At 43.3% G+C, this 12,354-nt stretch carries 11 protein-coding genes and 1 pseudogene; 6 read left to right on the forward strand and 6 right to left on the reverse strand.

Going from position 1 to position 12,354, the window contains the following annotated elements; all coding sequences use genetic code 11:
* On the reverse strand, window positions 1-1,083 hold a 1,083-nt coding region (locus tag ACE3K2_RS24095), incomplete at its 3' end, for an Ig-like domain-containing protein (RefSeq protein ID WP_421895947.1).
* 407 nt (window positions 1,084-1,490) lie between these two features.
* Between ACE3K2_RS24095 and ACE3K2_RS24100 the strand changes: the two genes are divergently transcribed.
* Window positions 1,491-2,114 carry a hypothetical protein gene (locus ACE3K2_RS24100; RefSeq protein WP_421895950.1) on the forward strand — a complete coding sequence of 208 codons (624 nt, stop codon included), beginning with the start codon at window positions 1,491-1,493 and terminating at the stop codon, window positions 2,112-2,114.
* Window positions 2,115-2,427: 313 nt separating this feature from the next.
* Complete coding sequence (locus tag ACE3K2_RS24105) at window positions 2,428-3,390, forward strand: YndJ family transporter (RefSeq protein WP_421895953.1); 963 nt, start codon at window positions 2,428-2,430, stop codon at window positions 3,388-3,390.
* Between the two features lie 126 nt (window positions 3,391-3,516).
* Here ACE3K2_RS24105 and ACE3K2_RS24110 read toward each other — a convergent pair whose 3' ends face one another.
* Entirely contained in the window at window positions 3,517-4,035 is a 519-nt protein-coding gene (locus tag ACE3K2_RS24110) for a DJ-1/PfpI family protein (RefSeq protein ID WP_421895956.1), read from the reverse strand.
* A gap of 148 nt (window positions 4,036-4,183) precedes the next feature.
* Here ACE3K2_RS24110 and ACE3K2_RS24115 point away from each other — a divergent pair, with 148 nt between their 5' ends.
* Window positions 4,184-4,573 (forward strand): winged helix-turn-helix transcriptional regulator, encoded by a 390-nt coding sequence (locus ACE3K2_RS24115; protein WP_301246285.1) that lies wholly within the window; start codon window positions 4,184-4,186, stop codon window positions 4,571-4,573.
* 26 nt (window positions 4,574-4,599) lie between these two features.
* On the opposite strand, the pseudogene ACE3K2_RS24120 reads toward ACE3K2_RS24115, so the two are convergent.
* Window positions 4,600-4,700, reverse strand: a pseudogene (locus ACE3K2_RS24120) (LytTR family transcriptional regulator); the annotation flags it as partial.
* Between the two features lie 122 nt (window positions 4,701-4,822).
* On the opposite strand from ACE3K2_RS24120, the gene ACE3K2_RS24125 reads away from it, so the two are divergent.
* Together ACE3K2_RS24125 and ACE3K2_RS24130 are read left to right on the forward strand one after the other, a co-directional pair.
* Window positions 4,823-5,842 (forward strand): zinc-binding alcohol dehydrogenase family protein, encoded by a 1,020-nt coding sequence (locus ACE3K2_RS24125; RefSeq protein ID WP_421896099.1) that lies wholly within the window; start codon window positions 4,823-4,825, stop codon window positions 5,840-5,842.
* Window positions 5,843-5,978: 136 nt separating this feature from the next.
* A complete protein-coding gene (locus tag ACE3K2_RS24130; protein WP_421895959.1) occupies window positions 5,979-6,431 on the forward strand; it encodes a HEAT repeat domain-containing protein in 453 nt (150 codons plus the stop codon).
* 156 nt (window positions 6,432-6,587) lie between these two features.
* On the opposite strand, the gene ACE3K2_RS24135 is transcribed toward ACE3K2_RS24130, so the two are convergent.
* The gene (locus ACE3K2_RS24135; RefSeq protein ID WP_421895962.1) at window positions 6,588-8,078 is read right to left on the reverse strand and encodes an aldehyde dehydrogenase family protein; all 1,491 of its coding nucleotides are present in this window, start codon (window positions 8,076-8,078) and stop codon (window positions 6,588-6,590) included.
* On the reverse strand, window positions 8,041-9,192 hold the full coding sequence (locus ACE3K2_RS24140) for a 5-methyltetrahydropteroyltriglutamate--homocysteine S-methyltransferase (protein WP_421895965.1): 1,152 nt from the start codon (window positions 9,190-9,192) through the stop codon (window positions 8,041-8,043). Before ACE3K2_RS24140 ends, ACE3K2_RS24135 begins: the two co-directional genes overlap by 38 nt.
* 272 nt (window positions 9,193-9,464) lie before the next feature.
* Here ACE3K2_RS24140 and ACE3K2_RS24145 point away from each other — a divergent pair, with 272 nt between their 5' ends.
* On the forward strand, window positions 9,465-11,489 hold the full coding sequence (locus ACE3K2_RS24145; protein ID WP_421895968.1) for a right-handed parallel beta-helix repeat-containing protein: 2,025 nt from the start codon (window positions 9,465-9,467) through the stop codon (window positions 11,487-11,489).
* Between the two features lie 163 nt (window positions 11,490-11,652).
* Here the strand turns inward: ACE3K2_RS24145 and ACE3K2_RS24150 are convergent, their stop codons facing one another.
* Entirely contained in the window at window positions 11,653-12,294 is a 642-nt protein-coding gene (locus tag ACE3K2_RS24150) for a hypothetical protein (protein ID WP_421895971.1), read from the reverse strand.
* Between the last annotated feature and the right edge of the window lie 60 nt (window positions 12,295-12,354).

The following is a 12,354-nucleotide window of genomic DNA, read 5'->3' on the forward strand; positions in this document are numbered from 1 at the left end:
TGTGATCGTTATCTGCGATGTCTTGCCAATGGTCAGTGTTGTATCGGCTACAACAATCGTCGCCGTTGGCCGGGTGGTATAGACCTCATAATTATTCGAATCCGTCGTACCCGTGCCTGCATTGCCCCCTTGATTTATCACACCCGTATTGTCGAGTGTAATCTTGTTGGTTGCAGCAGTCGTACTGACCGCCGGGGTTAGTTCTGCTGTATACGTAATATTGTCATCTGTAGCCAGATTGTTAATGGTTCCATTCGTCACCGCAAGGTCTGCGAGGGTAAAACCTGTCACGGCCTCAGAGAATGTGATCGTTATCTGCGATGTCTTGCCAATGGTCAGTGTTGTATCGGCTACAACAATCGTCGCCGTTGGCCGGGTGGTATAGACCTCATAATTATTCGATGAAGTTTTCCCCGTGCCGGTATTGCCTGCAACATCACTAATACCTGTATTATCCAGCGTAATGATATTCGTTTCATCCGTGATACCCAAAGCTGGCGTCAATATCGCAGTCCATGTAATACCTCCATCGGAGGAACTAAGGTCATTCACCGTCCCATTCGCAACACTCAAGTCGCCTACACTAAAACCTGTCACTGCTTCAGTAAACGTGATGGTGACCAGTGAAGTCTCCCCGGCGGTAAGTGATGCATCAGCTACAACAATCGTTGCCGTGGGTCTTACGGTATCAATGACATAATTACTTGAGCTGGTTGTGCCTGCCCCTACAATACCGTCTAGATTCATCACTCCCGCGTTGTCGAGAGTAATGACGTTGGTTGCATCTGTAATGCCGAGGTCAGGTGTGAGAGTTGCCGTCCACGTAATGCCTCCATCTGAAGATGAAAGTGCAGTCAGTGTAGCGTTTGGAGCCGTTAAATCTCCATGGTCCAAACCTTGTACCGCTTCCGAGAACGTAAAGGTTACCTTTGATGTGCTGCCAATTGCTAGCAGTGTATGTTCCATCGTGATCGTTGACGTTGGAGCTGCAGCATACACCTTATCCGAGGGTTTTAAGTACAACAGTCCCGTGATGAGAGATAATACCAGAACCAAGCTCCCTATCTTTTTGACAAAATACATATGATCCTCCTCTTAGCTTTCCTCTGGATGGTTAAATCTTCTCAAACCCTTCTGAAATACTTCAAATTCAATCTAATCAATCATTCGACATATTCGGCCAAATTCCTATATCCACAAATAAAAATAAATCGTGCGAGTGCTGAACTACTAACTGTAAGTCGAGAGTGAGACTAGTTAAGAGTATTCTTTTAGCCTTCCACTATCGAATGGATAGATTTAAATAGAAAATTATGTATTTTATCTTTTTTGTTGCTATAATGGGATAAAAAGTTATATTCGTTTTTGCGGTCAAATGTATGGGCAGTTGAAATAGCAATCTTTAAGGAGGTGGTCCCGGAGAGCATTGTATATCGATTTTCCATATGCATCTAGCTTTAACCATTATAAAAAATATAGGAGCGTGTCCAATGATCAAACAATTTTTCCCTAAATCTATTCGAATTTTTATGGCTTGTTTGTTGATTCTTGCATTTGCCGTACCAGCGACCGCTTCTGCCGGCTATCTCGGAGATAAACTCACGATCGGCCAAAGCATGGCAAAAGGTGACTATCTCACTTCCCAAGATGGCAGATTCTCAGCCATTTGGCAAAACGATGGGAACTTTGTTATCTATCAGAACGGTTCCTCTCTTTGGAGTAGCGGAACTAGTAACGCTGGGGCTCTTTCGTTTAAATTTGAATCGTTTGGAAGGCCGGTCATGTACTCCTATGGTGGATCATATCAAGATGTATACCAATATGGTTATCGCTATGGGTTCAACCCTGCTTCAGGTAAATTTGAATATTACTATGGTTGGGGATATGACCGGGTTTGGGTGATTGATACATCAACACTGCAATCCATTTGGACTCCAAATACCCTCTCATGGATTCCAGGCCATCACGGGAGCAGCTTGCCAACTAACACAACAGGGGACACACTGGTCATGCAAAGTGATGGGAATTTAGTTCTCTATAACACAACCCTGACCAATAGCAATTATCCCAACAGTTGGATCCCCGTCTGGGCTTCGAATACGGGCGGGCGTTAAAAGGGAAAGGAACACCATACAATGAAGAGCCGCATGAGTTGCGGCTCTTTTTAATGTCTGACGTTTTGGAGTCACTCCCCAATTCGTATACACATTACCGGATAATTAAGTTCCCCATTTTGTTAATCACACGTGCGTCTTCGATCTGTATTCTCCCATATCGATCCTTCTCGTAGTAAGGTAAGCTTATTTTCATATATTGATAAATAAATATGTTAGACTACTAGAGAAGAATTGCCGATCTATACTATAGAACGCTATACAACTTGATGCAGATAGTTAATACGATAAACGTAGTTAGAAAGGACACCCCATGAATAGTTCTCTCAAGCAACTCATGAAATCACCCGCATTTCCCGGTGGAATCATAACCCTTCTGATATTTTATCTGGATTACTTTCAATTCGAACTTGTTGAAAAATTTCTGCTTTTTGCGGCTTTTGTCATTGTGCCTCTTGTGATTTTAATTTTGGACCATGACGCAAAAAATACATATCAACGAATAATGTATGCCGCTATGAAGTGGCTTCAATTTCCCGCTGCGCTTCTTACTCTAGCTTCGGTGATGAGTAGTAGGATGTGGGGGTTAGAAGGTACGGCAATCCCAGGAATTCTGTCCCTTGGGTGGCTACTGTTCACACTGCTGCTTGGCCTCTATGGCTTGACCACGATTTTGATTGCGAAAGGAAAGGCAGCGGAAATAGCGATTGGCGCGGGGCTCGTCTATTTTTTTATCGGGGGCATTTGGCTTACCTTATATCAATATCAAGTAACCCTCTTCCAGGCTAATCCTGCAACGCACGCATTAAGCTCGGTTCACTTTCATTTTTCATCTGCAATCGTTCCGATTTTTATTGGTGCACTGGGACGCATCATGACGAAGAAAAGCTGGTATCCCTGGGTTGTTGCCATTGATATCATCGGACCCATATTGATTGCTATTGGTATGATTTTCTCCAAGCCAATTGAATACGTCGGTGTCACTTTGTTCGCCTGTAATATTGTGGTTTATACCGCTTATCTCCTTGCTTACTTGAGGAAAAACACTTTGGATATTAAGGCAGCCTTCTTCTTAGGCCTTTCTTGCCTAGCCTTTTACACGGTGGTTGTCATTTCCATCTTCTATCCGTTACTGAAAAATATATACTCCTTAACCATACTCGATTTTATTCCCATCTATGGATCTCTGCATGCGTTTGGTTTTGTCTTATGTGGACTGATTGGTTGGGTGTTTATCGTAGACTTCATTAAAAAGAAGGCTAACCAATCGGTCTAGGGGATTTCCTTCACGAGGTGATAGATTAGCTAGATCATGCTCAGGTTGATTTTGAATCGCCAAAAGCCTACGGAGTGAGTCCCGTAGGCTTTCGATTATATAAAAATTCAAGGAGGAAATGTAGAATTAGCTTAATGCTTTTACTAAAGCTTCTCCAAATTCTTTAGCGCCATCAGGACCATCACCAGTGATAATATCTTCATAAGCAACAACATGTTTTTCAACATAGGTTACTTCATTCGCTTTTAATTGGTCTTTTTGTACATCCACTGGATAGCAAGTAGCCTCTCTTCCGGTAAGTAAACCAGTTTTAGCTACAGTCACCGCACCTGCACAAATTCCTGTTACAAGAACTTTATCGGTATGTGCTTGTTTCAAGTAATCTTGTAATTCTTGATTCCCCCATAGATGATCGTTCGTACCAGATCCACCAATCACTGATACAACATCATAATCAGAAGCAATAACGTCCGAGAAAATGACCTCAGCAGTTGCTTTACCTTCATAATCCCCTATGATTTCCCCTGTTTTTGTACTTGCAATGGTCACATCAATTCCGTTGCTTTCCAATTCGGCTTTTGGTTTAAATAATTCGTCCTCATTGAAACGTTCTGGTGGTATAATAAAGAGTGCTTTTTTACTCATTTGTAGTTCCTCCTAATTAGTGAAAAAGATTTGCCGGTAAGACGACTATTTCATTCTAATGCTTGTTTTCTTCACTGTGAAGAATGCACTTTTGTGTAAGAAGGTTACCTACAGGTTACAATTGATAGGAATAAGGGGGTACGAGCTTATGCCAGATACTTTTAGAGATGAAGTGAAAGAAAAGATCATAAATGGTGATTATAATTGCGAAAAAGAACTCACCTTATCCATTCTTAGTGGTAAATGGAAAATTGTTATTTTATGGCATTTAGGTGTGGAAGGACCCTATCGATTCAGTGATCTCCAACGGCTTTTCCCAAAAATATCTCATAAGATATTAACGAATCAATTAAGAGAACTGATGGAAGATGGCATAGTTCATCGCGAGGTTTATCCAGAAGTTCCACCCAAAGTGGAATATTCCATGACTGAATTGGGAATGACTTTGCTTCCTATCGTTGAAATGATGTATGAATGGGGAAAAAATCGTATAGCAGAAATCATAAAAGAAATGGATATCCCGGAATCAAACAATTAAGCCTCTCCTTTTCGACGACTTCTTGAATACACCTTAGATCTCTTGCTTCGTACCATTGCTCTATGAGTAATCGTTCCTTCCTTTATAGGATCTCCGACGCTACTTTCAAATCAATTCGTTGATTTGGCACCTCCATATTAAACTAACATTCATTTATGCTTAGACTTAAAGGCTAACAGTGATCTTTTCAATATAGTACTAATTAAAGGGCATACTAATAAGAAAAGGATGTGGTTCATCGTGACTACAATGAAGGCAGTAGGATTAACTCATTACCTTCCAATTGACAATCCCCAAAGCCTGGTGGACGTCGTTGTAGAAAAACCAAAAGCAACGGGTCGTGACATTTTGGTCAAAGTTGCCGCCATATCAGTCAATCCTGTTGATACAAAAGTACGAGCGCCTAAGGAAAGAGTTGAGGAAAACCCTAAAATTCTAGGTTGGGATGTAGCAGGAGTCGTTGAAGAGACGGGACCGGACTGTTCATTGTTTCGTCCGGGTGATGAAGTTTTTTATGCTGGCAGTATTGCACGACAAGGTGGAAACAGTGAGTACCATCTGGTCGATGAACGAATCGTTGGACGCAAACCTGTTTCCTTAAGTTTTGTGGAAGCCGCCGCTCTTCCCTTAACTTCCATTACAGCCTGGGAAGCGTTATTTACCCGAATGTCTATTTCCCAAGATCCGGACCTCAACAAAGGAAAGGCTCTGCTGATTATTGGTGCAGCCGGGGGTGTAGGTTCCATTGCCACTCAGCTTTCAAAACAAGCGGGGCTTACTGTAATCGGGACCGCTTCCCGTTCGGAGACGGTTAGCTGGGTTAAATCAATGGGCGCAGACTATACCATTAATCACCATGAACCACTCCTTCCACAACTTCAAGCACTTGGATTTACAAGTGTTCCGTATATTTTTTGCCTGAATGCTTTGGAGAAACACTGGTCTGGCATTAGTGAAGCTATTTCTCCGCAAGGAGTTGTATGCGCAATTGATGATCCGACCTCTCCGCTGGACCTCACATTGCTTAAGCAAAAAAGCGTCACTTTCGTGTGGGAGTTTATGTTTACTCGCGCTGTTTACGAAACAGATGATATGATTGAGCAGCATCTATTGCTTAATCGAATTGCTGATGCTGTGGACAACCAAAAATTAAAGACAACACTGGCCGAAGTCCTTGGACCCATCTCAGCAGAGAATCTACGTCAAGCTCACAAATTGTTGGAGAGCAATCGGACGATTGGTAAAATTGTACTTGAAGGTTTTATTTAAAAACCTGGTTGCCTTTCGGATTATGGTTAAACAATGGGCTTAATGAAGTAGTTTAGCCAGGTTCGTGTTATAATGGTGTTTACCTGATTAACATTCATCATTCTGCCGAGATGGCGATGATTAAGGAGATTGAACTTTGACGAACAACCATGATATTGGAGCAGTTAACGAACTACCGGAGAACTTTGAAGAGCTCAAACGAGCAGCTAATCGCACGTCAAGCTGGAGAGACAGACTGAATGCAGTGAACGAATTGGGGAACTGGAATACAGAACCTACCATTAAGTTGCTGCAGCATGTTTTGAAAAATGATCAAGTGTTCCAGGTGCGCGAAGCCGCATATCTTAAGCTGAAACAGTTGGATGAAGATGTACCAATGCCTGCCAAAAACAAAGGTGAGCTGTTTAAAGGGACTAACAAAATTTTGCTGCGAATCAAAAAAAGCCTTCCTGAAGGTCACACCTTTGAGGAATTTAAGGAAAAACTGCAAAAGACACGTCTGGATCTCTATGATACTTACGAGGGCGACAAAGATGCTGAATTCGACGCCTGGCTCCATGGAATTTGGGAGACACTAGGCAGAAGATAGTTGTCGTTCACCGTATAATAGCTAAGTACAAAGCCACTCCAAAAATGGAGTGGCTTCTTTATTTCTTATTTTGATTGCTACCAGAGCTGAGTTAAAGTCTGTTATTCCATTTCACATGTACATTCCCTGTAGATACGATGTCATGTGATATAAAATTTATTCTGGTATATAAGGAAGATCCAGTGTCTTCGGAACATTGATGACATGTTTTTCGGTATACGTGCGGATCCCTTCTGCGCCGTATTCACGGCCAATACCCGATTGCTTGAAGCCGCCGAATGGGAACCGAACGTCGAGCCCCTGCACAGCAGCGGTATTGATCATGGTCGTTCCAGCTTCGAGTTGACGTGCGACGGAGATGGCATCCTCTTCTTTGCCCCACACTGAACTCGTCAATCCATATATGCTCTCATTGTGTAGATGAATAACCTGCTCTTCATCGTCAAATGGTAGAATCGGAACCGTCGGACCAAACTGTTCCTCCACGACAATTGGATCATGAACGTCGCAACCTGTAACAAGCGTAGGTTGTAAGAAGTAACCTTGGTCAAACAGCTTCTGATCCAGAATTTGCCCAAGAGGGATGACCTTAGCCCCGCGCTTTTGCGCATCCTCCACCAAACCAAGCACGTAGTTTTTCTGCTTCAGGTTATTCACCGGGCCTACCGTCGTATTTGAATCAAAGGGATCACCAATTCGAATCCAGCGATTTGCCGCTTCGATATATTTTTCCACAAACTCATCATAAATGGAACGGTGTACATATACACGTTTGGCGATCATACAGATCTGCCCTGTTGTCAAAAAATTAGAAATGACAATCCGGCGCATGGCTCGCTCATCATGTACATCAAAGCTTTCCAGGAAAATCGCCGCATCATTGCCGCCAAGCTCAAGTGTCATATCCTTAATCGTTTCCGAAGCTGCTTTGATAATATGTTTAGCTGTTGCGGTTCCACCTGTAAAGGCGATCTTCGTCACATGAGGATTCGTGGTCAGTTCAACGCCCACATCCGCATCACCATGAACGACATTGATTACACCAGCCGGGAACTCACTCGCGATAATCTCGGCCACCTTCGCTGCCGCCAGTGGTGCATATGGGCTGGGTTTCAGCACAATCGTGTTGCCCGCAAGTAAGGCAGGAGCAATCTTAATCGTAGACAACGCAATGGGATAGTTCCATGGACTAATCGCTGCTACCACACCAATGGGATCGTAGGAAAGAATCGTTTTACCATTCTCGTGCGTTTGGATCTCTTCCTGTAGAGCCGATGTAACTTCATTACAAGCAAACTCCATCCACATTAACGAAACATATATCTCACCGTGTGCATCATAGAGGGGCTTGCCATGCTCTCTGGAAAGCAAATGTACGATTTCATTCTCAGCTGCTCTAATCTTCTCGATCGCCTTGCGCATCATGATAATGCGTTCATCAATGGAGGTCTGCTTCCATGTTTTAAAAGCTACTGCTGCCGCTTCAATTGCGGTGACCGCTTGTTCTCTCGTAGTGACAGGGAAATACCCTACAACCTCGGTTGGGTTGGCCGGATTTTCTTTTGCTAACTGCGATAGGGATTTTACATGTTGACCATTAATGAACGCTTTAACGATAACTGTCTCTTGGTCTGCTTGCGTCGTCATTTTGCGTCCCCTCCGTTATATAGATGGATTCATTCCAAACTTCTTCTGCAATTTCCTTCACATATCGAAGTTTACGCCATTGTTGTTCTTCCGTTAGAATGTTGCCTTCTTCTGTAGATGAAAAACCACATTGTGGGCTCAAACAAAGTTGCTCAAGAGGAACATAAGTTGCCGCCTCTGCAATCCGAGCTTTAATCTGTTCTTGATCCTCCAACTCGCCTGTTTTCGATGTAAGTAAACCAAGCACGATTTTCAAATCTTTTCGATTCACATATTGTAATGGCTCGAAACCACCGGAGCGCTCATCATCAAACTCCAAGAATAATCCATCTACGTTTAAGCCGCCAAAGATAACTTCAGAAGCGTACTCGTAACCACCCGTTGAGAAATAATTCGATTTATAGTTACCACGACAAATATGCATCGTCACAACTAAATCTGCCGGTTTATGAGCCAAAGTCTCGTTAATCATTCGCTGCATCGTTTTCAACTCTTCCGCCGGCTCCAGACCTTTGGCACGCAGCTTATCGTGACCAGCTTCGGAGAATAGATCTGCCCAAGCGGTATCATCTAATTGCAGGTATCGGCATCCCGCATCATAGAAAGCTTGAATGGCTTTTTGATACGCCGCAATCGTATCCTGGAGGAATTGCTCCCGGTCCGTATAGATATTAGCGCCATTTTCCAACCGATATAGAAGCATGTTGGGACTTGGAATGGTCTGTTTCGCCACTGCGTCACCTGCATGCTTTTTCAAAAACTCAAAATCCTTAACAAAGGGATGCGTAGAGAAATCAACTTTACCCACAACTCGAATCCCGCCCTTGCGAGTCTGCATGTTATGGAATTTTGGTCCGTCTATTTGCTCATACAGCTCTACGCCATCCAAGCCGCCCAGAAAATCAAAATGCCACCAGCTTCTACGGAATTCGCCATCCGTAACGGCCAATACGCCATTTTCCTTCTGCTTTTCAATGATTCGAATAATCTCTTGATCTTCCACAGCTCTTAATTCTTCATATGTGATGTTGCCTGATTTATATTGTTCACGTGCCTGACTTAAGTTCGCAGGGCGTAAAAAGCTGCCTACATGATCATTACGAAATGGTATCATAAGTATTTCTCCTTCTAACTTTTTATTCTAATGAGTATAGCATGGTCAAAAGGAATGCCTGTTATATGAAAAAAACATGGCTGGTTATAGCTTTTAACAATAGCTAAAGTTTCGAAAAGCAAAAAAAAACAACCTCATAGGGTAATGATGTGGCTTACCTTATATCAGTATCCCTTTAGCCCGACACCTGACTTCCTATCTCTCCCAATACATTTATTTTCTAGTATAATAACGAGATACAACAAACATTTTGAAATAGAAGGAGAGTTGTTATGGAATATCATGTATCCAACCATGGGAATGATCAAGGAAAAGGAACAGCAGATCAACCCCTTCGTACCATATCACGCGCTGCGGCTCATGCCATGGCTGGTGATACCGTTATTGTTCATGCAGGAGTATACAGGGAATGGGTTAACCCGGCGAATGGAGGAACAGCGGAGCATCGAATCGTATATCGATCCGCAGGAGACGGGGAAGTCGTGATTACAGGAGCTGAGCGGATTACCAACTGGCAATCTGAAGGAGACCATGTTTGGAGCACAGAAGTGCTCAATTCCATCTTTTCCGTACGCAATCCCTTTGAGGTGGAGCTCAGTGGAGACTGGTTGTTTGACGGGCCTTTCCCGGTTCATCTCGGCGATGTCTATCTGGATGGCAAATCATTATATGAGTGCAATAGCGTTGAAAGCGTTCACAATCTTGAGGTTTGGCCCGAAGCCAAATATCCCAAGGATTCGTTGTTAAAATGGTATGCCGAGGTTGGTTCTACGTCAACCAAAATCTGGGCCCATTTTGGCGGAAAAGATCCTCGTAAGGAAAATGTAGAAATTAGTGTACGTCCTTATTGCTTCTGGCCTGACAAACCGGGACTGAACTATATCACCGTGAGTGGGTTCACCCTTCGTCAAGCTTCTCCTCAATGGGCACCACCTACCGACTATCAGGAAGGTTTGATCGGACCTCACTGGAGCAAGGGCTGGATTATTGAAAACAATATCATCAGTGAATCCAAATGCGTTGGGATTAGCCTGGGTACCGAAATCGGTACAGGTCACAGCAAGTCTTTGGAGAAGCGTAGTAAAGGCGGGACTCAACGGGAGCAGGAGGTTATTTTACAAGCATTACGCTCCGGCTGGCATAAAGATCGCGTCGGTAGTCACATCGTTCGAGGTAATGTGATTCATGATTGTGAACAGGCAGGTATTGTGGGTCATATGGGAGCAGCCTTCAGCCGCATTTACCAGAACCGTATCTATAATATTCACCACAAACGACTCAGACATGGTGCCGAAGTCGCGGGAATTAAACTGCATGCTTCACTAGATACTCAAATTAGCGAGAATATAATGTATAACTGTTACCGTGCGCTTTGGCTGGACTGGCAGGCACAGGGCACTCGCATCAGCCGTAATGTATTTTTTGACAATCTTTCTGAGGACCTCTTCGTTGAAGTGTGCCATGGTCCGTATATGGTCGATCACAATCTATTCCTCTCTCCGATGAATTTCAGAAATATGGCCCAGGGCGGGGCTTTTGCTCATAATTTGTTTGCAGGCCGATTTGTCGTTCGTTCCGAAATTACTCGTATTACGCCATATCACTTCCCTCACGAGACCGCCATGGCGGGATACTCCAATATCACTGGAGGCGATGACAGGTATTACAACAATATCTTCTTGGGTGATAACGATGCCAATAAAGAACCTGTTCCGATTACCTTCTTTGAGCATCTTCCCCTTAAACCAAGGGATGAAGTTGGAGCGGACGGGAAGACGGTCATGGACGGGGTTCCGGACAACTCCATTTGTTATCTGTATGCTGTGGGACTTGGCGGCTATGATCAACATCCTGATGTGAAAGATAAGAAATGGTGGGAATACACCAAAGAGGAGCTTATGGAGCTTGGCGATGCCGCAAAGGATTTCTTTATAGGCAATGCCGTTCTTCCGGTAGCTATGGGTGGCAATGTATTTCTTAACGATGCGGTTCCAAGTCGTCACGAACCGGATGCGAAGATAGTTGCACAGAAGGGAATTAATGTTGAGATTGATCCTGCGCAAGGTAAAGTGCACATTCAGATCCATGAGCCTGAATTGCTTCGGGGAGCCTCCGCCCTATTAATTACCACTCACCTGCTTGGAAAGACGTATCACGCCGATATGAAGTTCGAGGAGCCAGACAGCAGTCCATATCGCTTTGACTCCGACTTTTTCGGAACAAAGAGACCCGATGCAGATGTCACACCAGGTCCGTTTGAGTTAAGCGAGAAGGGTACGATAGATTATGAAATTTAGTTTATTCTTGAGGGTCCAATCATGATTTTAGGTGATTGAATCAAAATATAAAAACAAAGCCACTCCTTACGTGGAGTGGTTTCTTTGCTTTGCATAGGACTACTTAACGATGAGTTTGTGCTTACTTATGGTACAGTTCAACCGTAATATTTATAGAGCGAAATCAAGAGAATTGCCAAAAGCCTGCTACAGGGTGTTGTATCTCGGTGGCTTTTATCACGGCAAAGACATATAGTGATCCAAAACCAAAAAGATAATTGTAGTCGTGTTGAACCAACGTTTCGGGATAACCATCTTCATCTACTTGAAATAAAAAAGAAAATGAATCCTCCATCAAATTCGTAAAATAATAGTCTTCATTTTGAATAAGTCTCGGGTTTCCCCCTACTTTGATCAAAAAAGACTGATCCATTGATTTCTGGTCATTAATTAGTGTCCCGTCTGAGATGGTGTGTTTTTTAAGGCCTGGGTTAGTAAACATCTCTTTGATGCTTTCAGTTGAAATGGGGTGCTCCATTACCTTGATCGAGCAATTAGGATACATATTGTTTTTCAAATACTCCTCATAGTCCTCAGGGATGAAGATCGAAATCATGCTGTCCGGTTTAAACGGATGGACGAGGCTCAAGTAAAAAAGATGTTTTTGGTTACCTTCATGGATGAGGTCATCTTGGTCATCAAAAAATTGAGGTGCATTTCCGCCGATCCAGCCTGCCCCCTGATCTTTCGATAGGTCAGATTCGGCATAATAGAGAATACTCTCTGTTCGATCAACCAAAACCTTCATTTGATTGTCCATTGGCATTCTACCCACTCTCCCTCATACAAATCTTGTCCAAAAATAGACCTAAGCACTTCATTGCGA

Source organism: Paenibacillus sp. (assembly GCF_048976745.1).
Lineage (GTDB): Bacteria > Bacillota > Bacilli > Paenibacillales > Paenibacillaceae > Paenibacillus.